This window comes from Microbacterium sp. B35-30 (assembly GCF_010634855.1).
Classification (GTDB): domain Bacteria; phylum Actinomycetota; class Actinomycetes; order Actinomycetales; family Microbacteriaceae; genus Microbacterium.
The window spans coordinates 1-21,616 of the sequence record NZ_MWLQ01000008.1 but is presented as its reverse complement, the minus strand read 5'-3'; the positions used below and the strand labels follow the sequence as shown (position 1 = coordinate 21,616).

Here is a 21,616-nt window from a genome sequence, read left to right as displayed (position 1 = left end):
GCACCGGGCGTGCCTCATGCCGGCACCTTGGTCGCGAGGAGCGCGTCGGCGTTGCCGCCGAGGATGCGCTGGGTGAGCTCGGCGGGCAGGCCGGCGCCGCGCACGAAGGAGACCGGGTCGTCCAGGCCCATGTCGAAAGGGAAGTCGCTTCCCAGCAGCACGCGGCCCGCGCCGGCCACCTCGACCAGGTGCCGGAGCGCGACCGGGTCGTGCACGACGGTGTCGAACCAGAGCTTCTTCAGGTAGCTCGACGGCTCGTGCACGCAGCCGTGGGCCTCGGGTCGCACGCGCCACGCGCGGTCGGATCGGCCGATCGCGAACGGCAGGTAGCCGCCGCCGTGCGCGGCGACGATCTTGAGGCCCGGGTGGCGGTCGAGGACGCCCGCGAAGATCAGGTGCGACAGCGCGACGGCGTTCTCGGTGGGCTGGCCGACGGTGTTCGACAGGTAGAACCGGTCGAGCCGTTCGTCGAGGCTGCAGCCGAACGGGTGCAGGAACACGACGCACCCGAGCTCGGCCGCACGCGCCCAGAACGGCTCGAGTCGTTCGTCCGACAGTTCGACGTCGCCGGCGAACGACGAGATCTCGACGCCGGCGAGCCCCCGCCCGAGCACGGCGTCGTCGAGATACTCGACGATCCGCGACGGATGCTGCAGTGGCACAACTCCGAGCCCGGTGAGCCGGTCGGGTGCCTGCGCGACGTGCTCGGCGATGAGGCGGTTGGTCTCCATGGCCACCCACACCGCAAGACCCTCAGGCGCCCACGGGTAGAAATGGTTCGGGGATACGCTGACCCACTGCCGCTCAACGCCCTGCGCATCCATCGCGGCCAACCGTGCGTTCACGTCGGTGAGCTTCGGGATGCGCGCGCCGACCATCGCCCCGGAGGCCTGCAGGCTCTCGACGCCGTTGCGGCGACGCTCGAGGTCGGCGGCCTCGGCCACGCCCTCCGGCGCCCGCCGCTCCACCTCCGCATGCAGCGCAGGCAGGAGAAGGTGGGCGTGGACATCGGTGACCGCGGTGCGGGTGATCGCTCCGGCTTCGCCGGCGCTCATGCGGGCTGCGCCATCTTCTGTGCGATGCCGAAGATCAGCCCGCCGGCGTCCGCGTCGCGGTTGCCGTCGATCTGCCACTGGCCCAGCTGGACGGATGCCTCCACCACCGCGGTCGCACGCGGCAGCCGTCGTGCGTGGAACTCGTCCCACAGCCCTTGGTCCACGGCGTCGCGCGAGGTGAGCAGCTCGGTCAGCACGAAGGCGTCTTCGAGGCCCTGCGCCGCGCCCTGGGCGATCGTCGGCGGGCACGAGTGCGCGGCATCCCCGATGATCACCACCCGTCCGCGGTTCCACGGCTCGGTCACGATGTGCTGGGTGAACCAGGTGTAGTTCGCGCGCGCTCCCTTCTCGAGGTCGGCGCGGATGGCGTTCCACGGCCCGCCATACGCACGCGACTCCTCGAGCATGATGCGCGTGGCTTCTTCGTCCGAGACGGCGAAGCGGTCCTGCGCCTTCTCGACGAGGAAGGCGTACATCGTGTCGTCGCCGGTCGGCGTGTAGCCAGCGATGTAGACCGGGCCGCCGTAGTACAGCTCGCTGCGCACGACGTCGGCGGGGCGCGAGACGAAGGTGCGCCAGATGCCCATGCCGGTCGGCTGCGGCTTCTCGTCGATGCCGATGAGCTCCCGCACCGTCGAGTGCAGACCGTCCGCGCCGATCACGAGGTCGTACTCCTCCGCGCTCTCGCCGTCGACGACCACGCTCACGCTGTCGCCGGGGCCGGTCTCCAGCGCCGTCAGCTTCACGCCGAAGCGCACGTGGGCGCCCGCCTTCTCCGCATGGGCCAGCAGGATCTGCGCGAGCGCGGGCCGCGGCATCCCCATCGCCGCCGGATAATCCGGCCCGCCCGTCTTGACGTCCGGGAGCTCGGCGACGATCGGCGCAGCCGGTCCGGGCGCGCGCAGGTTGAGGCCCTCGAAGGGATAGCCGGCAGCGCGGATGTCGTCCCACGCGCCCAGGGCGTCGAAGACGCGCAGGGCGTTGCCCTGCAGCGAGATGCCGGAGCCGAGCGCGCTGAGCTCGGGCTTCGCCTCGAAGACGTCGACCTCGACGCCCGCCTTCGCGAGCTGGATGGCGGCGGCGAGGCCGGTGACTCCGGCGCCGATGACGGCGACCTTGCGTACGGCGGTCATGTCAGAACCTCTCTGTTCTTCAGGATGGTGTGCGGGTCAGAGGATGGCCACGGGGCGGATCGGCGAGCCGAAGCCCTCGCGGCGGGTGCGCCGGTGAGCCGCCGCGCGCGCGGCGATCTCAGCCTCGGGGTTCCGGCGGTCGAGGTCGGCGGGGTGCTCGGAAGGCGTGCTCACGCGAAGCCTCTTGTGCCTGCGGTCAGCATGTCCCGATTTCGATCGATTGCGGTGGGCTGAACCAATCGGAATCGGGACACGATGGGCAGAAAGTGGGACATCATCGGGCGGCCGCGGGATCGGCGACGGGATCCGCGACGCAGCGGACCACCTGGGTGCCCAGACCGGCGATGGTGCCCGTCATGACATCGCCGTCGCGCAGGAACCGCTTCCAGTGCTGGCCGTTGCCGGCAGGGCTGCCGGTGAGCAGGATGTCGCCCGGCAGCAGGGGCATGGTCTGCGAGGCGCCGGAGATGAGAGCCGGGATGTCGAACAGCAGGTCGCTGGTCGAGGCATCCTGCATCACATCGCCGTTGAGCTCGAGCCGCACGGCGAGGTCCGAGCCGTCGACGAACGGCGCCGGCACGAGGAAGGGTCCGGTGGGCAGGAAGCCGGGCGCGTTCTTCGCGCGGTACCAGTCGGTGCCGATCTCCTTCATGTCCTTGCGGAAGACGAGGTCGCGCGTGGTGATGTCGTTGGCGATGGTGTACCCCGCGACATGGTCGAGCGCCTCCTCGCGAGAGACGCGGAACGCCTCGCGGCCGATCACGACGGCGAGCTCGAGCTCCCAGTCGTGCACCTCGCTGTAGGCCGGCAGCGCGAGCGGCACGTCGTCGCCGACCACACACGCGGGCAGGCCGATGAAGAAGTACGGCTCACCGTTCGCGGCACGGTCGTCCATCATCTTCGCCGCGGACTCACGCGCCTCCTCGGGCGTGCGATCGCTGTTGTTCGTGAGCCCCGCCGCGACCAGCTCGATCACGTGCTGCCGGTAGTTCGCACCGGTCTGCAGCACCTGTCGCGGCTCGACCGGCGCCGTCAGGGTCACGTCGGCCAGCGGCATCCATCCGCCCTCGGCGTTCTTCGCGAGCGTCGCCAGCCGGTCCCAGTCGGGGGCGGCGAGGAAGGCGTTCAGTCCGGGCGCACCGAGGTCGTCGGAGGCGAGCGGGCGGATGCGGTCGCCGGCCACGAGGCCCAGGCGCACACCACCCTCCTCCCGGTAGCGGGCGAGGGCGAAGGGGGCTTCGGGTGCGGTCGACGTCGTCGTCATGTCTGCTTCCTGGGGGTTCGAATGGTGCGACCGGGGCGGCGCGATCGGCCGCGCCGCCCCGGCCGGGTCTCAGCCCTGGCCGTGTTTGGCGTAGGGGTTGAAGAGCGCTTCCTTGATCTCGTCGGGCACGCCCTCCTCGGTCGCCGACGGACCGTCGGCGGGCGGGAACGACTCGGTCATCGACATCGGCATGGCGCTGTTGCGGTAGAAGTTGTTCGAGCCCTGCGACGGCCGCCAGGTGTTCGGCTCCCAGTCGGGAACGTAGTTGCGGTAGCCGCCGGTGTTCAGCTCGATGCGGAGGGTCGACGGCTCGCGGTAGTACAGGAAGTTCTGCTCCCCGATGCCGTGGATCGAGGGACCGTACTCGATCGGGTAGCCGTTCTCGCCCAGGACGTCGGCGGCGATGAGCAGCTCCTCACGGGTGTCGACCCAGAAGGCGTAGTGGTTGATGCGTCCGGCGCGGCTCGAGCCGTCGAGCACGACGCCGAGGTCGTGCGACTTCTCGTTCGTGGTGAGCACCGAGAACACCGAGATCGGGGCCTCGTCGAGGACCGTGCGCGCCATGATGCGGAAGCCGAGCACGTCGTTGTACCAGGCCGCGAACGCGTCGACGTCGCTGCACGCGATCGTGACGTGGTCGAGCTGGCGCGGCGCGCCGGCGACCTTGCTGCGCCGCGACGGGCGGTCGGGGTAGATCGAGGCGGACTCGCCCGCGAGCGCGTTCGCGTCGGTGGCGTGGTGGCGGGTGACATCCCAGTGGAGCGTCATCGAGTGACCCCACGGGCCGGTGAAGCGGTACGCGCGGCCGATGTGCGGCACGGCGTCGAGCCATTCGCCCTCGACGCCGGCGGCCTCGATGCGGCGGGCGGCCTCCTCGAGCGCCTCGGCGCTCGAGGTGCGCCAGGCCATCGTGTCGAGGGCCGGCTCGTCGCCGGGCACGACCACGACCGAGTAGGCGTAGTAGTCGCCCCAGCAGCGCAGGTACACGGCGCCGTCGATGCGGTCGACCTCGACGAGGCCGACCTGGTTCTTGTAGAACTCGACGGATGCCTCGACGTCCGGCGACGTGATCGCCACATACGACAGGTGAGACAGGAGTTTGATCATCTTCGATCCCTTCAACGACTTCGGTGTTCCCTGGACCACTCTCGCCGCGGCCAGGTCATCCAGCAACGCGATATCGACTATCCCCTGCATAAATCTCGTGGATACACTGATCCCAGCGTCCCAAACCGAAGGAACACATCGCCGTGTCCGACCGACCGCTGCTCTCCCGCCTCGACCTCAACCTGCTCGTCGCCCTCGACGCGCTCCTCACCGAGCGCAGCGTGACCCGCGCGGCCGAGCGCCTGCACCTCAGTCAGCCCGCGCTGAGCGCGTCCCTCGCGCGCCTGCGCACCCACTTCAACGATCCGATCCTCGCGCGACGCGGCAACACCTACGAGCTGACCCCGTTCGCCCTTCATCTCGCCGACCACACGACGGCGGCGCTGGAGGCCGCGCGCCGGGTGTTCGAGAGCCAGGCGACGTGGTCGCCCGAGGAGTCCACGCGCGAGTTCGCGATCTACGGCTCGGATTACGGTTTCGTGACGGTCGGCAACGTGGTGTCGCGGCTGGCGGAGGAGCGCGCCCCCGGCGTGCGCTTCCGCTTCATGCTGCACAACCCCGCCATCGTGGATGACGCGGCCGCGCGCCTGCGCTCGGTCGACGGCATCATCATCCCGCACGGGCCGCTCTCGGAGCTGCCCTACGCCGACCTCTGGCACGACGACTGGGTGGCCATCGTGGCCGATTCCAACGACGCCGTGGGCGACGTCCTGACCCGTGAGCAGCTGGGCGAACTGCCCTGGGCGATGACGTACCAGTCGCGCTCGGCGTTCACGTCGGCGGCCAGACAGGTGCAGCAGCTCGGCATCGAGCCGCGCATCGAGGTCGTGGTCGAGAGCTTCCTCTCCATGACGCACTTCATCGTCGGCACCTCGCGCGTCGCCATCATCCAGGCTGCCATCGCGCCCCTGGCCCTGCGCGCCGGGGGCGTGCGCGTGGTGGGGTTGCCCTTCGACCCGACGCCCCTGACCAATGCGCTGTGGTGGCACCCGGTGCACGGCCGCGATCCCGAACATGCCTGGATGCGCGACCTCTTCGTCGAAGCGGGACGGATCGTGGATGCCGGAGCCCACGTCCCCGACCGCCCGCTGACCTGAGCCACGGCTGAGCCGCGGCGGCGGCCGCGCGGGACCGGCGTCCCGTCCTCCTCGCTCAGCGCGGATCAGCGCACGCCGGCCGCCTCCTCCCCGACGCCGGGCCCGACTGCGGCGCGCCGCGCGGCGAGGGCCGCACCGACCGCGGTGAATACCGTGGCGATCAGCACCACGACGGCCGAGACCGCCATGTTCGACGTCGGCCCGTAGGTCGCGGCGAGCTGACCGCCCGCCCACGAGCCGCCGGCGATCCCGACGTTGAACAGCACAACGATGGATGCGCTCGCGAGGTCGCGCAAGCGATCGGATGCCGCGCGCATGAGCGCCGTCTGGATGAGCGGGAACATCGCGCCGGTGCCCGCGCCCCACAGCGCCAGGGCGACGACCATGACGGGCGTGACATGCGGCAGCAGCGCAAGGGCGGCGTAGGCGGCGACGAAGACGAGGAGGGTCGCGCTCAGCGCCGTCCGCGGGAACCGGTCGGCGAGGGTGCCGGCGACCGCCACGCCGGCCATCCCGGCTGCGCCGAAGACGAACAGCAGCACGCTCGCCCAGCCGTCGGCGATCCCCGCCGACTCTGCGAGGTACGGCCGGATGTAGACGAAGGCGAGGAACTGCGCGAGGCCGATGAGCAGGCCCGCGAACCCGAAGGCGAGGAGAGGCGGGAGGGAGCGGTCGTTCCGGAGCGGCGCGCGCTCGGCCGCCGGCACCGGGGCCACGACCGATCGGGGCAGCCTGCGGTACACGACGACCGCGAGCAGCAGCATCCCGATGCCCATCGCCGCGAACGAGACGCGCCAGCTGGTCAGCTGCGCCAGAGCGGTCGCGACCGGGAGGCCCAGGACGGTGGCCGCCGTGCCGCCGCCCGTGACGAGCGCCAGCCCGCGCCCCAGCTGCACGCCCGACAGCAGCGAAGACGCGTACACGATCACGATCGCCCAGAACACGCCGTGCGCGATGGCGGCCACCACCCGCGTGCCGAATGCGAACTCGTAGCTCGGAGAGAACGCGGTGGCCACGTTCGCCAGCGCGAACACGGCGAGCGAGGTCGCCACCACGACGCGGCGGTCGATACGGCGGGTGGCGCGGGTCAGCGGAATGCTCGTGCCGATCACGACGAGGGCCCACACCGACACCAGCAGCCCGATGCGCAGCGGGTCGACGCCCAGATCGGCGGCCATCTCGGGCATGAGTCCGGCGGGCAGCGACTCTGCGGTGACGGTGACGAAGACGCCGAGTGAGAGCAGGAGCAGCGGGCCGAGGGGGAACCGCTCGGCCGTGGGGGAACGAGCGGCGAGGGTGGACGTGGTCATGCACCGAGGCTAAACTTTGACATCAATGTCAATGTCAAGCTTTCGTGCCACACGAATCGATCCGAGAGGCAGGACAGCGTGAAGATCGGCGAACTGGCGGAGCGCACCGGCATCCCGCCGAGGATGCTGCGGTACTACGAAGAGCAGGGTCTGCTGGCGTCCGAGCGGTCGGCGAACGGCTATCGCTCGTACGACGAGGCGGACGTCGAGCGTGCCACCCGCGCACGCGGGCTCGTGCAGGCGGGCCTCACGACGCGGCTCGCGAAGGTCGTGCTCGACGTCGAGCGGCAGTGCGCGATGGCAGCGCCGACGTGCTCGCGGGAGCTGGCCGAGATGCTCGCGACCGAGCTGGCCGCCCTCGATGAGCGCCTCGCCTGCCTCACGAAGAGCCGCGACGCCGTCGCCGAGTACCTCGAACTCACCCGCAACGGCGACCTGCTGCGCGGCGGGGTGGCGGCGTAGCGGCATCCTTCCCGCCGTCGCGACGCCCGACGTCCGGTGGCTCAGGGCTCGAGGGTAAGAGATGCCGCGATGGGCGGGATCTGCTCGCGCAGGCGCATGACCCCGCGCACGTGCTCCTGCAGGCGCACATCCTCGGGCAGCGCCGGGGTCCACTGCGGAACCGGCCGAGCGACGCCATCGGCGCCGGGCACGACGAACACGCTCAGGCACTGGGTCGTCAGCATGCGCTCCGCCGGCGTGCGAGGATCGGCCGTCCACACCTGCGTGCTCAGGTGCATGCTGTGCCGGCTGGTGTGGACGATGCGCGCGTCCACATCCACGAGGTGCCCGATGACGACGGGCGCGAGGAAGTGGATGCCGCCGGAGTAGACACCGACCGCCCCGCTGGCGTCGGCGTCCGCCGGCTCGAGTGCCGAGGAACGAGGAGTGCCGAGACCGTCCTTCGCCCACGCCGCAGCGCACGCGTAGCCGGCCTCGTCGATCCACCGCATGACGGTGCCGCCGTGAGCCTTGCCGCCGAAGTTCACGACGCCCGGCGGGGCGAGGAAGCGGAGCGTGGTGCGCGGCGCCCCCGACGCGTCCGTGTACTCCTGCGCCAGCATGAGCCGCTTGATCTCGGCGCGCGACTCGATCCGTTCGAGCGCACCGTCGGCGAGCTTGTGATCCGACCGCGAGACCGGCTCCCACGCGGGCACCTCGGTCGGCCGGCCGTCCTCGCCCTTCGCGACGAAGACGAGGATGCACGTCGTCGCCGGTGTGTAGGCGCGCTCATTCACCCGCGCCGACGAGACGGTGACCACCACGTGCATGCTCGTGCGGCCGGTGTACACGATGCGCGCCTGCACCTCGATGAGGCTTCCCGGGGCGATCGCCCGTCGATGGCGGACATTCCCGACGTACGCGGTGACGCAGTAGGCGCCCGCCCAGCCGACCGCGCACGCGTAGCCGGCCTTGTCGATCCACTCCATGACGCTTCCGGCGGCGACGGATCGTCCGCCGGCGGCGGTGTCGGAGGGGACCGCCATGAACCGCAGCGTGATCCGGTCGTCACGACCCGCTGCACGGGTGGGCGTGGCGGCGTTCATGCCGTCAGGGTATTGGCCGCCGCATCCGCTTGTCGCCTGTGGACCTGCGGATCCGGTGCCAAGAAGCGGCGATCCTTCGCACAGGGCAGAATCGAACGGTGCCCGCCTCACCCAACCTGAAGCCCGACCACGCCTGCCTCATCGTGCACGGCAGCGACCGGCCCGGAATCGTGGCCGCCGTCTCGGCGATGATCACGCGCATCGGCGGCAACATCGTCGCGTTCGACCAGTACTCCGACGACCCCACCGGCGGGGCGTACTTCCAGCGCGTGGTGTTCCACCGCCCGGGCTTCGCCGCCGACCGTCCCGCCATCGAGGCCGAGATCGCGCAGACGCTCGCCGGATTCGAGCTCGAGTGGTCGCTCACCGACCAATCGGTGCCCAAGCGCATGGCGATCCTGGCCTCTAAGCAGGACCATTGCCTGCTCGACCTGCTGTGGCGTCACCGCCGCGGCGACCTGCCCGTCACGATCCCGATGGTGATCTCGAACCACACCACCTCAGCCGAGGATGTCCGCTCGTTCGGGGTGCCGTTCTTCCACGTGCCGGGCGTTCCCGGGCCCGACAAGTCGGCCTCCGAGGCGAAGATCCTGGAGCTGCTCAGGGGCAACGTCGATGTCGTCGTGCTCGCGCGCTACATGCAGATCCTGTCGGGCGACTTCCTGTCGCAGCTGGGCGTGCCCGTGATCAACATCCACCACTCGTTCCTGCCCGCCTTCATCGGCGCGGAGCCGTACAAGAAGGCCAAGGAGCGCGGCGTCAAGCTCATCGGCGCGACGTCCCACTACGTCACCGACGACCTCGACGAGGGTCCGATCATCGAGCAGGACACCGTGCGGGTCACCCACGCCGACTCCGCCGCCGAGCTCGCCCGTCGCGGCGCCGACGTCGAGCGCCAGGTGCTCTCGCGCGCCGTGCTGTGGCACGCCGAGGACCGCGTCATCCGCCACGGCAACCACACGATCGTGTTCTGAGGCGTTGCGCTTCCCGCCCCACGGTTGCAGCGATCAGACCAGGCGCAGCTCGGCGTCGATGGCCGCCGCGGTCCGCTGCAGCGGCGGCAGGTACTGCGCCACGACGTGATCGACGCTGTCGCGGGTCGCGCTGGTCGAGACGTTGACCGCCGCGACCACGTCCCCACGGCGATCGTGCAGCGGCACGGCCACCGAGCGCAGGCCGGGCTCGAGTTCGCCGTCCACCAGCGCCCAGCCCTGCTCGGCCACCCGTGCCAGCTCGTCACGCAGCGCGCCGGGGCTCGTCAGGGTGCGGTCGGTGAAGGCGTGGAGTGCGGATGCCGCGAGCAGCGCGTCGCGCTCAGCAGCCGGCATCCCGGCCAGCAGCACGCGTCCCATGGACGTCGCGAAGGCGGGGAACCTCGTGCCGATCGTGATGCGCACGCTCATGATGCGGCGCGTCGGCACGCGCGCGATGTACACGATCTCCTCGCCGTCGAGGACGGCCGCCGACACGCTCTCGTCGACCTCGCGCGACAGCCGCTCGAGATGCGGCTGCACGATCTCGGGGATCGACAGCGCTGACAGGTAACTGAAGCCCAGTTCGAGCACCCGCGGGGTGAGCGCGAATGTGCGACCGACGCCCGACCCGTTCGCCGGGACGGTTGACGCGCGCACGTAGCCGAGCTCTTCCAGTGTGCGCAGGAACCGGCCCGCCGCGGCACGGGTGATGCCGGCTCCTCGCGCGACCTCGCTCAGCGTGAGTTCGGGATGCTCCGCGTCGAACGCGCGGATCACCGCGAGCCCGCGCGCAAGCGATTGGACGGTGTCGGAGCGCGGCGACGCGTCCGTGGGCGAGGCCTCGGCAGCGTCGCTCATTCGCCGTACTCCTCGAGGGCGGAGCGGACGTCGGTGCGCGAGAAGTCGTCGCCCACGAAAAGCAACGGCTCGTCCGCCGCGGAGGCGAGCGCGTAGCTGTACGCGTCGGCCAAGTTGAGTCGCGCCGGATGCCGCGAGCCTCTCCCATAGTCACGGTAGGCGTCAGCGGCGATGTCCGCGTGCGCTTCATCGAACGCCACGATCTCGACATCGGCCTGGGCGAGGAGTGCGTGCAGCCGACGCAGCCCGATGGGTCCGACACTCGAGGTCACGACGATCCGCGTCTCGACGAGGACGGGCGCCGACATCCGCGCCGGATACGTCAGCAGCAGGCGGAGCAGTCGCTCGTGCCCGTGCTCGCGCTTCAGAACGGCGACGACGGCCGAGGTGTCGACGATCACCGGGGAAGACCCAAGTCGTCGTACATCTCATCTTGTGCTCGCGCCAACGCCCGCCATTGAGCGGGCGTCGTCTCCGCGTGCAGTTCATCGAGGATCCGCTCCACCGCCGCACGCCGTCGTTCGATCTCCGTGGAGGAGAACTTCGGTGCAGGGCGATGGCCTCGCGTCGTCGCATCCGTCCGGAGCTCGTCCAGGCGCCGGCGTACCGCATCTTCCACCGCACTCGTCTGACTCATGCCGGTGAGCTCGGCGAGCTCGCGCACGAGCGCGTGCGTGCGCTCGTTCTTGATGTTCAGACTCATCCGCCGATTCTACCCTGGTAGAGCCTGCCGATCTACCCGTCTACCCGTGCTTCGCATCGCGAGACTTCACAGATGCCATCGAATTCGAGCTGAGAGTGTGCATTCGTGAAGTTTCGACCAGCGGCGCGCGTCAACGCTCCAGCACGACGGCAAGGCCCTGCCCGACGCCGATGCAGATGGCGGCGACGGCCACCCCGCCGCCGCGCCGACGCAGCTCGTGCGCGGCGTGGCCGATGATGCGCCCGCCGGAGGCGCCGAGCGGATGGCCGATCGCCAGTGCGCCGCCGTGCACGTTGAGCTTGTCGGGATCGAGCTCGGGCCAACCGGCCAGGCACGCGAGCGACTGCGACGCGAACGCCTCGTTGAGCTCGACGAAGTCGACGTCCGCCCAGGTGCGACCGGCGCGCGCCAGCGCCTTGTTCGCGGCTTCGATCGGCGCGATCGGGAACTGGTCGGGGTCGACGCCGTGAGCGGCCCGCGCGGTGATGCGGGCGAGCGGCTCGCCAGGCAGCGCACCCTCGCGGGCGAGGAGCACGGCGGACGCGCCGTCGTTGATCGGCGACGAGTTGCCGGCCGTCACCGTTCCCTCGCCGTCGGCCGCGAACAGCGCCTTCAGCCCCGCGAGCTTCTCGACCGAGGTGTCGTCGCGGATGCCCTCGTCGCGGGCGAGCTCCGCCCCTGGCACCTGCACGATCTCGCCGTCGTAATGCCCTGCCGCCCATGCCTCGGCGGCGAGCCGGTGCGAGCGCACGGCGAACTCGTCCTGCGCCTCGCGCGAGATGCCCCACTCGCGCGCGATGAGCTCGGCGGACTCGCCGTTCGAGATCGTCCACTGCTTCGGCAGCTTCGGGTTGGTCATGCGCCACCCGATCGACGTGTTCCACATCGTCTGGTTGCCCACGCTCGGCCACGGCCGCGGGGACTTCTCGACGACATACGGCGCGCGGCTCATCGACTCGACGCCGCCCGCGAGCACGATGTCGGTGTCACCGGCCTCGATCGCACGGGATCCCTGGATCACCGCCTCGACAGACGAGGCGCACAGCCGGTTCACCGTGACGCCCGTGACGGATGTCGGAAACCCCGCCAGCAGCGCACCCATGCGCGCGACGTTGCGGTTGTCTTCGCCTGCCTGGTTCGCATCGCCGAAGATGACGTCGTCGATCCGGGCCGGGTCGAGGCCGGTGCGCTTGACCGTCGCCTTCATCACGATCGCGGCGAGGTCGTCGGGCCGCACGCCCGACAGGGCACCGCCGGCGCGCCCGAACGGCGTGCGGACGGCGTCATAGATGTGGGTCGCCATGTCAGTTCTCCTCCCGGATGCTGCGGGTCGCGGCATCCGCTGTCTCCGATGCATCGGTCAGTTCCAGTCCGGTGAGCTCGGCGAGGAGCTCGACGGTGTTGTCGCCGAACGCCTCCCGCACCGCGAAGCCGTCGGGAGTGACGTCGAAGACGGCGCGGTCGGTGTACACGCGGGTGACGCACCCGACGCCGGTGAGCGGATACGTGCACGCCTCGACCAGCTTGGACTCCCCGGTCTTGGTGAGCAGGTCGGTCATGACGTAGACGTTCTTCGCGCCGATCGCGAGATCCATCGCGCCGCCGACGGCGGGAATGGCGCCGGGCGCCCCCGTCGACCAGTTGGCGAGGTCGCCCGCCTGCGACACCTGGAACGCACCGAGCACGCACACGTCGAGGTGACCGCCGCGCATCATGCCGAACGAGTCGGCGTGGTGGAAGTACGCGGATCCGGCGAGCGCGGTGACCGGCTGCTTGCCGGCGTTGATGAGGTCGGGGTCGATCTCGCCGGCGGCCGGCGACGGTCCCATTCCGAGCATCCCGTTCTCGGTGTGGAGGATGATCTCCTGGTCGTGCGGCAGGTAGTCGGCGACGAGCGTCGGCGCCCCGATGCCGAGGTTGACGTAGGAGCCCTCGGGGATGTCCTGCGCGATGCGCGCCGCGAGCTGCTGGCGCGTGATGCGCGTGGCGGGCGTCGTGGACTCTGTGGCGCTCACTGGTCGCCCTCCGCTCCGGTCGCTGAGGCTGTCGACGCGTCCGCGAGGGCGCGCCCTTCGATGTCCACGCCCCCGACGAAGGCGCCGTCACGCAGCCACGCGCGCTCCCCCACGGCGACCACGCGGTCGACGAAGATGCCCGGCGTGACCACCGTCTCGGGGTCGAGCGACCCGAGCGGCACGATCTCGTCGACCTGCACGATCGTGGTCGAGGCGGCGGCGGCCATGATCGGACCGAAGTTGCGCGCTGTCTCTCGGTAGATCAGGTTGCCCCAGCGGTCGGCCCGGTACGCGCCCACCAGCGCGACATCCGCCTTGATCGGGTACTCGAGCGCATAGGTGCGCCCGTCGATCTCGCGGAGCTCCTTGCCGTCGGCGAGCTGGGTGCCGACGCCGGTCGGCGAGAAGAACGCCCCGATGCCCGCGCCCGCTGCCCGGATGCGCTCGGCGAGATTGCCCTGCGGCACCAGCTCGAGCTCGATCTCACCGGCCCGGTACAAGTCGTCGAACACCCACGAGTCGTGCTGACGGGGAAAGGAGCACACGATCTTTCGCACGCGCTTCTTGGCGAGGAGGGCTGCCAGCCCCGTGTCGCCGTTGCCCGCGTTGTTGTTGATGATCGTGAGGTCGCCGGCACCCTGGGCGATGAGGGCGTCGATCAGCTCCACGGGCTGCCCGGCGCGCCCGAAGCCGCCGATCATGATGGTCGCTCCATCACGGATGCCGGCCACGGCGTCCTCGACGGAGCCCACGGTCTTATCGATCATGCGATCCCCTCCTGTTCGCTCTGCGAACAGTCGTCCGTTGTGCGGCCAGTCTACCGCACCACGCCCGGGTGCGGTATCCGTTCGCGTGTCACGAAACGTGGCAACGGGCACGCCCGTAGCCGCGCGTCGTGACAGCCGAACCCGACGCCGCCGGAGAGGGACGCGGAGGCCGCACCCGGGTCGGGGTGCGGCCTCTCTGTGACTGCGGCGATCTGCGTTGGTCAGCGCCGATCGCGGTCGCCCAGGAACTCGCCGGGCTTCGTCGGCACGAAGGCGGATCCGCTCTCGTCCAGCGACGCCGCGAGGCGGTTCATGAGCTCGGCCGACTGACCACCCCAGTGTCCGCTCTCGACGCGGTCCATCAGCGTCTCGATGCCGGCCGCGATCTCGGCCGGCGTGAAGACGCAGTGCCCGACGTGGTCGACGAAGTACTGACGGAGCAGGTTCTGGTCGCCCGCCGCGCGGACGTCCTCGGCGTACTCCTGCTCGACCTGCACCGGGGCGAGGATGTCGTCGAGCGTGTGGAGCGACAGCACGGGCATCTGCAGATCGCCGGTGAGACCCGACGACGCGCGCAGCGTCTCGACAGATCCCGGGTCTGCGGCGACGTCGGCTGTCTGCGTCAGCGCTGCGAGGTCGGCCTTCAGGTCCAGACCGGCCTGCCGGTACAGCTCCTGGACGAGCGTGCGGTCCGCGGACTGCGCGAAGAGCTTCGCGTAGTCGACGCCGACGTTCCACGTCGCGTTGCCACCCGCGGTCGACTCGATGTCGAAGCGCCCCGGCGTGACGAACCCGATGGTGTCGACCAGCTGCGCGTAGAGCGACTGCTGCGCCACGGCGGGATCGGTGGGAGCGTCCGCCGCGAGCACGCCGTCCGAGAGGTGGAACAGGGCGGCGGCGAGGGCGATCCGCGCACGCCCCTCGGGCGTCTGCTGGCCGGCCTCGACCGCCGCAGTCAGTGCCGACGATGCCGCGAACGCATCGGGAAGCGTGGCGTAGCCCTCGATGTCGATCTCCTGCGCGGGGGCCAGCAGCTGGTCGATCGCGTGCGCACCGTCGAGCTGGTAGTTGTTCAGGTCGACGCCGCCCTCCATCAGCCCGCAGGTGGGCATCGCGCCCTCGATGACGTCGCCCGCGGATTCGGCGATCCGGCCGGTGACGAGGCCGCCCATGGAAGTGCCGTACGCCAGGATGTGGTGGGGATCGAGCCCGGTCTCATCGAGCATCGCGTCGAGCGACTGCAGCTGGTCGTCAACGGCGGTGGGAACCGCCCATCCGCTCGCGGCGTACGACGAGCCGACGAGCGCGTAGCCCTGCTCGAGCAGCAGCGCCTTCGTCGCCTCATTGGGAGCGACGGATGCCGGGTTCCCGGGGACGAACGAGGGCCGGTAGCCGTGACTGTAGAGCAGCACGGTGCCGTTCCAGTCCGAGGGAACCGAGGCGAGCCAGGTCGTTCCCGTGGGGAGCGAGCCGGAGTAATCGACCGGGGCGGCTGCGACGGCGGGCGGGGCGACGAGACCAGCGGAGAGCAGCGCGCCGGCGGCGACCGCTGCGACTCCGAGGACGCGGGTGCGTACGTGCGGGGACATGGGGGGTCCTTCCGTTGTCATCATCGACAGGGACTCCGACATCGGCGACGGAGCTAGGACCAATTATCAAGTTTCCTGATGATGAGTCAATGGGTCAGGGCGATTGCTCGAGCGCGCGCCGAGCATCCTGCAGCCATCGGCCGAGCGCCGAGCGCTCCGTCGACGACAGTCCGGCGAACGCCTCGGCCTCGATGCGGTCAACGTCACTCCGGCATGCGGCCAGCAGCGCGGTGCCCGCCGCAGTGAGCGAGATCGTCATGCGCCGGCGGTTGTCGGCGTCGCGCACGCGCTCGATCAACCCGGCCTCGCCCAGGGCGCGCACGATCCCCTCCATCGCCTGCGCCGACACGAACGCGTGGCGGGCGAGCTGAGCGGAGCTCATACCGGGATGCTGCTCCAGCACCGTGAGCGCCGTGTACTGGGTCACGGTGATGCCGTGGGGTCGCACGACGGCATCGAGGCGCCCGCGGACCGCCAGTTCGACCTGCTTCACCTGATAGAGGATGCGGGGCGCGTGCTCGGCCGTCATGCGGTCCCCGGGTCCGTCATGCGATGAAGCATAGGGGGTCCCACGGGGGACCGACGTCTCGCGCAGTGCCGCGGCATCCGTTCGCGGGTCGCGAAAGGTGTCTTCATGCGGGCGCAGCGGCGTGTCGTGCCATGCGAACGGTCAGGCGGACTCGGCGAAGACCTCACTCGCGATGCGGAACGCGGTGTTGGCGGCGGGGACCCCGCAATACAGGCCGGCCTGCAGGATCACCTCCTTGATCTCGTCGACGGTCAGCCCGTTGCGCAGCGCCGCCCGCAGGTGCATCGCGAGCTCTTCGTGGTGCCCGAGCGCGATGAGCGCCGTGAGCACCGCCACCGACCGAGATCGCCGATCGAGACCCGGCCGCGACCAGACATCGCCCCACGCGACGCGGGTGATGAAGTCCTGGAAGTCGGCGGTGAGCTCGGTCGTGCCGGCGACGGCCCGGTCGACGTGCGCGTCCGACAGCACCTCTCGCCGCACGGCCATCCCCTGGTCGTAGCGCTCCTCGTCGGTGAGGCCCTCCCCCTCCGGGCGGCTCATGCGGCACGCTCCCGGGCGACGGTGTCGAAGAACGCGCGCAGCGCCGCGGCCGTCGCCGCCGGGTCGTCCGCAGGAGGCAGGTGCGCGGCATCCGCGATCCCGGTCGCCTCGCCGTGCTGCACCCCGTCGGCGATCTCGCGAGCGGATGCCTCGGGCGTGACGCCGTCGTGATCGCCCCACACCGCGAGCACCGGGGTGGCGATCTCGCCGAGCCGGTCGCGCACGTCGAAGGCGGCGAGCGCTTCGCAGCACAGTGCGTAGCTCTCGTCGTCGGTGTCCTGCAGGACGTGCAGCATGCGCCCGGTCAGGTCGGGATCTCGCGCGATGGTCCCCGGCGCGAACCAGCGCTGCGCCGACCCGACGACGAGGCTCGACGTGCTCTGCGCCCGCACCTGCGCGGCCCGGTCATGCCAGCCCTGCGGCGCGCCGATCGCCGCGCCGGAGCACAGGATGGCTGCCGCGCCGATCCGCTCACCGTGGCGCAGCAGCAGCTCGAGGCCGACGCACCCGCCCAGGGACACGCCGGCGTAGAGGATCGGGCCGTCGACCGCCGCGGCGACGGCATCGGCGAGGTCTGCCATCGTGAACGGCTCCGTCGCCGCCGGCGCGGCGCCGTGGCCCGGCAGGTCCCAGGCGACGACGCGATAGTGCTCGGCGAGCGCCGGGATCACCCGCTCCCACAGCATCGTCGAGGTGCCGAGCGACGGGCCGAGCACGAGCGTCGGCGCGCCGGCGCCTGCGCCGCTTCCGGCGCCCGAGCCGCTACCGGTGCCTGAGCCGCTACCGGTGCCTGCGCCGCTTCCGGCGCCTGAGCCGCTCCCAGCGCCTGCGCTTGTCGAAGGGCCCACGGGCGCGCTGACGGCGATGGCGGGAAGGGTCACGGGTTCTCCTCCTGGTCCGGAAGCGGGGTTGGGGGCGCGTCACGTCCGTTCGGGGCGTGCGCCGCGCGCCCCGAACGCCCGTCGTGCGCCCCGAACCGGGGACCGACGTCGGCGCCGGTCCGGCCGGAGGGCCTGACCGCGTCGTCGACGAGGGCTCCGGCGAGGCCGGTGTAGTTCGCGGGGTCGAGCAGGTCGGCGACGAACGCCCCGGGCGTCGCACCGCGCTCAGCGGCGAGCGCGGCGATCTCGGGCGTGCCGGCGAGCGTCGACGCCAGGTCGCCGCCCGCGGCGGCATCCGACACCAGCCGCGAGACGCGCTGCGCGCCGAGCGCCGGGCCGAGCACGAGCGAGAGCCGCTCCGCCACGATGAGTCCGCCCGTCGCGGCCAGGTTCCGCGCCACGGCGTCGGTGTCGACGTGCACGTCGGCCACGAGCGCAGCGGCGTTCGCCGTCGCACCCAGCGCCAGCCGCAGGAGTTCCCGGAGCGTCGGCCATTCCGCGTGCCAGGCGCCGTCGGGCCGCTCGTCGGCGGCCAGCGCCGAGGCGAGGTGCAGCGTCGCGCCAAGCTGCGGTGCACGCAGCGCGGCCGAGCGGATGAGCACGGATGCCGCGGGGTTGCGCTTCTGCGGCATCGCCGACGACCCGCCGCCCGAGCCCTCGGCCAGCTCGCCGATCTCGGTGCGGCTGAGGGTGGCGACATCCCCGGCGATCTTGCCCACGGCGTCGATCGCCTGCACGAGCGCGTCGCCGAGCTCGGTGACCGGCCAGCGCGTCGTGTGCCAGGGCGCGTCGGGCGCCGCGAGTCCGAGCTCGCGCGCGAACGCGGCGGGAAGGTCGACCGCCACGTCCGGCCCGGCGATCTCGGCGAACGACGCCAGCGTTCCCGCCGCGCCGCCCAGCTGTGCCGGAAGCCGGTGCTCCACCTCTTCGACACGCTCCTTGGCACGCGCGACGCCCCGCAGCCACCCTGCGGCGCGCAGGCCCACGGTCGTCGGGACCGCGTGCTGCGTCAGCGTGCGAGCCGCCGCCACCTCGTCGCGCCGTGAGCGGGCCAGCGAGCGCAGCGAGACCTCCGTGTGCGCGAGCGCGGCGACGACCTTGCTGGTCGCCGTCCGAGCGATGAGCATCACGGCGGTGTCGACGATGTCCTGGCTCGTCGCGCCGCGGTGCACCCAGGTGCGGGCGTCCTCCGACACCCGCTCCTTGAGCCGCGCGACCAGGGGGATGACGGGATTCCCGCCGGACACGGATGCCGCAGCCAGCGCCGTCAGAGCCACGCCGTGCTCGGGGCATCCACGCAGTCCGCCCTGCCAGCCGAACTCCGTCTCGATCTCGTCCACCGCGTCCGCCGGCGCGATGCCGACCTCGCGATAGGCCCTGGCCAGCGCGACCTCGGCGGTGACCAGCGCGTCGAGGTACGCGGCATCCGTCACCGTCTCGTCGTGACCCACGGTCACCGGCGAGAGCAGGCCCTCATCGAGTGGGGGCCGGTCACGGTCAGAAGGCAAGGAACACGGTCTCCTTCTCGCCCTGCAGGTGGATGTCGTGGTGCAGGTTGCCATCGGGCAGGCGCGTCGCGATGAGCGTAGCGCGCTCGTCATCGTCGAGCGAGGACAGCAGCGGATCGGCGGCGAGGAGTTCCTCGTGCTCGGGCAGGTAGACCCGGGTCACGAGCTTGTCGGGCAGGCCCCGGGCGAAGACGACCACCGAGTAGAACGGGGCGCCGCCGTCGACCGGACCGGGGTTGCGGGTCCAGAACTCGTAGCGGCCGACATCCGTCGTCGCGGCGCGGCCGAAGCCGGTGAACGAGTGGTCGTCGCGGCGGAACGCGCCGTGCGCGCGCGGGATGTCGCCGTTCTCGTCGGCGCTCCAGATCTCGACGACCGCGTCGGGGATCGGCGCACCGCCGCCGTCGAACACCGTGCCGCCGAGCACGATGGCGCCGGGGCTGTGCGGGAAGACCACCTCGTGCTTCTTCGGATAGTCCAGGCCGAAGGCGAAGAACGGACCCACCGTCTGCCCGCCGGTGGCCTCATGGGTCTTCGGACCCAGGTCGCGCTTCACGCGCGCGCCCTGCTGGTCGAGCTCGTCGGCGGCCATCAGTGCTCTCCTTCTTCGGGCTCGAACCAGGTGGCGTCGGGGCCGTCGACGACGATGTCGAAGCGGTAGCCCATCGAGAACTCCGGAACCGACAGGTCGTGGTCGTACAGCCCGATGAGCCGGTCGCGGTCCTTCTGCCGCCAGATGGTGTTGTAGATCGGGTCGAGCGGAAACAGCGGGTCGCCTGGGAAGTACATCTGCGTCACGAGGCGCTGCGTGAATCCCGAGCCGAAGATCGAGAAGTGGATGTGCGCCGGACGCCACGCGTTCACGTGGTTCTTCCACGGGTAGGCGCCGGGCTTGATCGTCGTGAACTTGTAGAAACCGTCGTCGTCGGTGACGGTGCGGCCGGCGCCGGTGAAGTTCGGGTCGAGGGGTGCGGGATGCTGGTCGCGCTGGTGGATGTACCGGCCAGCGGCATTCGCCTGCCAGAGCTCGACGAGCTGGTTGCGGACCGGCCGGCCCCAGGAGTCGAGCACGCGGCCCTCGACGGTCATCCGCTCACCCTGCGGCTCGCCGAGGTGCTGCAGCGTCAGGTCGGACTCGATCGCGGCGACATCGCGCTGACCGAAGGCCGGCGACCACAGCTCGATGGTCTCGGGGTCGACGAGCTTGGGGTTCTTCGTCGGGTGGCGCAGCAGGGTCGAGCGGTACGGCGGGAAGTCGTGCAGGCTCATGTTGAGCCTCTCCCCCGCCTTCTCTCGGCGCGCGGCGGCGGCGTGGTAGTCGACGATCTCCTGAGTGATCTCGCGCTGCGTCAGCTGGTCGGGCGACGCCAGCAGCGACTCGGGCGCTGCCGCGTTCAGGCTTCCCCCGGCGGGCGGCGCTGCGGCGTGCTGCTCGAGCACCACCGATGACGAGAACGCCTCCTCGTCCCGGGGATCGGGCTGGGTCGCGGTCATGAGGTCTCCTTCGACGACTCGGGTGGTCCCAGGTTCGCACCGCCGGGTCGGGTGCGCGTCGCAGATTCCCACCCAGTGGGAATGACGGATGCCGCGGCTCGCGGCATCCCTCTTCCATCGGGGTTTGGGGCGCGAATCGTCCGTTCGGGGCGCGAAACGCGCGCCCCGAACGCACGGCATGCGCCCCATACCGGGGCGACCGCGGTACGGCATGCCGGACGGATGCCGCGGCCGCGGCATCGGTCCCGCTCAGTTGTGTCGGAGGTCGTGGTGGAGGTCCTTCGCGGCCTGCACCACGAGCGGACCAAGCCGGCGCTCGTCGGCGCGCTCGAGGTGCACGACCAGGCCGAGCGCGGTGGGCGGCAGGCCGTCGACGCGGGGCAGCGCGGCGGCGACCGAGACGTTGCCGAGGGTCATCTCCTCGCGGGTCGTGGCGTAGCCGAGCGCGCGGGTGCGGGCGATGTCGGCGCGCAGTTCGGGCTCGGTCGTGATCGAGTTCACGGTCTCGCGCTCGAGCGGCGCCCGGAAGTACTGCCGCAGCCAGCTCTCGTCGCGCGTCGCGAGCAGGGCCTTGCCGACGCCCGTCACGTGCAGCGGCCCGCGCCCGCCCATGCGGCTGAGAGTCGGGATCGACTGGCGTCCGGTCAGGCGCCCGACGTACAGCGCGCTCGTGGTCTCAGGGGTGGCGCCATCGAGCACGGCGAGGTGCACGTTCTCGCCGGTCGCCTCATACAGACGCACCATGTGGGGCAGTGCCGTCTCGCGGAGCCGCAGCGACAGCGGCGAGAGCTCGCCGAGCTCCCACAGCCGCGGACCGATGGCGTACGTGTGGCCGGGGCCTCGCGTCAGCAGCCCCTGCGTCACGAGGGTGGCGAGCAGCCGGTGCAGCGTCGACATCGCGAGCCCCGTGCGGGCCGCGAGCGTGGCGGCGGTGACGGCCGGCTCGTCGTCGGTGAAGCACCCGAGCACGCGCAGCGTGCGCTCGAGCACGCCCTCGCCGTCCGCCATGGATCCTCCCCCGCCCGACGTTACTCCGCGGCCGCGGTCGACGATGCTCGGGGCGAACCGAGGGCTCCTCCCGGTCGTCCGGGGAGCTCGGTCCGACTGGACGCCACCCCCCTCCCGGTCGTTGAGCGAGCGAGGAACGAGCGAGACGAAACGCCTGCACCCGGCGTATCCGTTCGGCTCGAGGCGTTTCGTCTCGGTCGCTGGCGCTCCCTCGCTCAACGACCGGGAACACCG

General features: G+C 71.2%; 24 protein-coding genes. 3 read left to right on the top strand and 21 right to left on the bottom strand.

Translation table 11 applies throughout. From position 1 onward, the window contains the following. Positions 1 to 14: 14 nt before the first annotated feature. The 5 genes from B2K11_RS03545 to B2K11_RS03525 form a co-directional block, all read right to left on the bottom strand. The gene (locus tag B2K11_RS03545) at positions 15 to 1,055 is read right to left on the bottom strand and encodes an amidohydrolase family protein (protein WP_163616901.1); all 1,041 of its coding nucleotides are present in this window, start codon (positions 1,053 to 1,055) and stop codon (positions 15 to 17) included. Continuing rightward, positions 1,052 to 2,188 (bottom strand): FAD-dependent oxidoreductase, encoded by a 1,137-nt coding sequence (locus tag B2K11_RS03540; RefSeq protein ID WP_163616900.1) that lies wholly within the window; start codon positions 2,186 to 2,188, stop codon positions 1,052 to 1,054. Before B2K11_RS03540 ends, B2K11_RS03545 begins: the two co-directional genes overlap by 4 nt. A 36-nt stretch (positions 2,189 to 2,224) precedes the next feature. Beyond that, positions 2,225 to 2,362: a hypothetical protein gene (locus tag B2K11_RS03535; RefSeq protein ID WP_163616872.1), complete on the bottom strand. Its 138-nt coding sequence runs from the start codon at positions 2,360 to 2,362 to the stop codon at positions 2,225 to 2,227. Between the two features lie 100 nt (positions 2,363 to 2,462). Then, positions 2,463 to 3,452 carry a fumarylacetoacetate hydrolase family protein gene (locus B2K11_RS03530; RefSeq protein ID WP_163616899.1) on the bottom strand — a complete coding sequence of 330 codons (990 nt, stop codon included), beginning with the start codon at positions 3,450 to 3,452 and terminating at the stop codon, positions 2,463 to 2,465. Between the two features lie 69 nt (positions 3,453 to 3,521). Continuing rightward, positions 3,522 to 4,559, bottom strand: coding sequence for a VOC family protein (locus tag B2K11_RS03525; protein WP_163616898.1), 1,038 nt, complete (start codon positions 4,557 to 4,559; stop codon positions 3,522 to 3,524). Between the two features lie 143 nt (positions 4,560 to 4,702). Here B2K11_RS03525 and B2K11_RS03520 point away from each other — a divergent pair, with 143 nt between their 5' ends. After that, positions 4,703 to 5,656 (top strand): LysR family transcriptional regulator, encoded by a 954-nt coding sequence (locus tag B2K11_RS03520; RefSeq protein ID WP_163616897.1) that lies wholly within the window; start codon positions 4,703 to 4,705, stop codon positions 5,654 to 5,656. 65 nt (positions 5,657 to 5,721) lie between these two features. On the opposite strand, the gene B2K11_RS03515 is transcribed toward B2K11_RS03520, so the two are convergent. Further along, positions 5,722 to 6,966 (bottom strand): MFS transporter, encoded by a 1,245-nt coding sequence (locus B2K11_RS03515; protein WP_163616896.1) that lies wholly within the window; start codon positions 6,964 to 6,966, stop codon positions 5,722 to 5,724. Positions 6,967 to 7,044: 78 nt separating this feature from the next. Here B2K11_RS03515 and B2K11_RS03510 point away from each other — a divergent pair, with 78 nt between their 5' ends. Further along, a complete protein-coding gene (locus B2K11_RS03510; RefSeq protein ID WP_163616895.1) occupies positions 7,045 to 7,428 on the top strand; it encodes a MerR family transcriptional regulator in 384 nt (127 codons plus the stop codon). A 41-nt stretch (positions 7,429 to 7,469) separates the two neighbouring features. On the opposite strand, the gene B2K11_RS03505 is transcribed toward B2K11_RS03510, so the two are convergent. Next, positions 7,470 to 8,513 carry a hotdog domain-containing protein gene (locus B2K11_RS03505; protein ID WP_163616894.1) on the bottom strand — a complete coding sequence of 348 codons (1,044 nt, stop codon included), beginning with the start codon at positions 8,511 to 8,513 and terminating at the stop codon, positions 7,470 to 7,472. Positions 8,514 to 8,611: 98 nt separating this feature from the next. On the opposite strand from B2K11_RS03505, the gene purU reads away from it, so the two are divergent. After that, a complete protein-coding gene (gene purU / locus B2K11_RS03500) occupies positions 8,612 to 9,487 on the top strand; it encodes a formyltetrahydrofolate deformylase (RefSeq protein WP_163616893.1) in 876 nt (291 codons plus the stop codon). A gap of 33 nt (positions 9,488 to 9,520) precedes the next feature. Here the strand turns inward: purU and B2K11_RS03495 are convergent, their stop codons facing one another. The 14 genes from B2K11_RS03495 to B2K11_RS03430 all read right to left on the bottom strand — a co-directional run bounded on the left by B2K11_RS03495 (position 9,521) and on the right by B2K11_RS03430 (position 21,382). Beyond that, entirely contained in the window at positions 9,521 to 10,345 is an 825-nt protein-coding gene (locus B2K11_RS03495; protein ID WP_163616892.1) for an IclR family transcriptional regulator C-terminal domain-containing protein, read from the bottom strand. Next, positions 10,342 to 10,746: a type II toxin-antitoxin system VapC family toxin gene (locus B2K11_RS03490; RefSeq protein ID WP_163616891.1), complete on the bottom strand. Its 405-nt coding sequence runs from the start codon at positions 10,744 to 10,746 to the stop codon at positions 10,342 to 10,344. Before B2K11_RS03490 ends, B2K11_RS03495 begins: the two co-directional genes overlap by 4 nt. Then, positions 10,743 to 11,048 (bottom strand): type II toxin-antitoxin system VapB family antitoxin, encoded by a 306-nt coding sequence (locus B2K11_RS03485; RefSeq protein ID WP_163616890.1) that lies wholly within the window; start codon positions 11,046 to 11,048, stop codon positions 10,743 to 10,745. The genes B2K11_RS03490 and B2K11_RS03485 overlap by 4 nt, the downstream gene beginning before the upstream one ends. A 130-nt stretch (positions 11,049 to 11,178) precedes the next feature. Beyond that, positions 11,179 to 12,351, bottom strand: coding sequence for a thiolase family protein (locus tag B2K11_RS03480; RefSeq protein ID WP_204259996.1), 1,173 nt, complete (start codon positions 12,349 to 12,351; stop codon positions 11,179 to 11,181). 1 nt (position 12,352) lies between these two features. Next, complete coding sequence (locus B2K11_RS03475; protein WP_163616888.1) at positions 12,353 to 13,063, bottom strand: 3-oxoacid CoA-transferase subunit B; 711 nt, start codon at positions 13,061 to 13,063, stop codon at positions 12,353 to 12,355. Further along, entirely contained in the window at positions 13,060 to 13,830 is a 771-nt protein-coding gene (locus B2K11_RS03470) for a 3-oxoacid CoA-transferase subunit A (protein ID WP_163616887.1), read from the bottom strand. Before B2K11_RS03470 ends, B2K11_RS03475 begins: the two co-directional genes overlap by 4 nt. A gap of 221 nt (positions 13,831 to 14,051) precedes the next feature. Next, positions 14,052 to 15,419: a prolyl oligopeptidase family serine peptidase gene (locus B2K11_RS03465; RefSeq protein ID WP_163616886.1), complete on the bottom strand. Its 1,368-nt coding sequence runs from the start codon at positions 15,417 to 15,419 to the stop codon at positions 14,052 to 14,054. A gap of 94 nt (positions 15,420 to 15,513) precedes the next feature. Then, positions 15,514 to 15,948, bottom strand: a complete 435-nt coding sequence (locus B2K11_RS03460) for a MarR family transcriptional regulator (RefSeq protein ID WP_163616884.1) — start codon at positions 15,946 to 15,948, stop codon at positions 15,514 to 15,516. A gap of 141 nt (positions 15,949 to 16,089) precedes the next feature. Continuing rightward, positions 16,090 to 16,491 (bottom strand): 4-carboxymuconolactone decarboxylase, encoded by a 402-nt coding sequence (gene pcaC / locus B2K11_RS03455; RefSeq protein WP_163616882.1) that lies wholly within the window; start codon positions 16,489 to 16,491, stop codon positions 16,090 to 16,092. Next, complete coding sequence (locus tag B2K11_RS03450; RefSeq protein WP_345770751.1) at positions 16,488 to 17,372, bottom strand: alpha/beta fold hydrolase; 885 nt, start codon at positions 17,370 to 17,372, stop codon at positions 16,488 to 16,490. The genes pcaC and B2K11_RS03450 overlap by 4 nt, the downstream gene beginning before the upstream one ends. Continuing rightward, the gene (locus B2K11_RS03445; RefSeq protein WP_239525681.1) at positions 17,369 to 18,880 is read right to left on the bottom strand and encodes a lyase family protein; all 1,512 of its coding nucleotides are present in this window, start codon (positions 18,878 to 18,880) and stop codon (positions 17,369 to 17,371) included. Before B2K11_RS03445 ends, B2K11_RS03450 begins: the two co-directional genes overlap by 4 nt. Next, the gene (pcaG, locus tag B2K11_RS03440) at positions 18,870 to 19,472 is read right to left on the bottom strand and encodes a protocatechuate 3,4-dioxygenase subunit alpha (RefSeq protein ID WP_163616878.1); all 603 of its coding nucleotides are present in this window, start codon (positions 19,470 to 19,472) and stop codon (positions 18,870 to 18,872) included. The genes B2K11_RS03445 and pcaG overlap by 11 nt, the downstream gene beginning before the upstream one ends. Then, on the bottom strand, positions 19,472 to 20,374 hold the full coding sequence (gene pcaH / locus B2K11_RS03435) for a protocatechuate 3,4-dioxygenase subunit beta (RefSeq protein ID WP_163616876.1): 903 nt from the start codon (positions 20,372 to 20,374) through the stop codon (positions 19,472 to 19,474). The genes pcaG and pcaH overlap by 1 nt, the downstream gene beginning before the upstream one ends. A 249-nt stretch (positions 20,375 to 20,623) precedes the next feature. Further along, a complete protein-coding gene (locus B2K11_RS03430; RefSeq protein WP_163616874.1) occupies positions 20,624 to 21,382 on the bottom strand; it encodes an IclR family transcriptional regulator in 759 nt (252 codons plus the stop codon). Between the last annotated feature and the right edge of the window lie 234 nt (positions 21,383 to 21,616).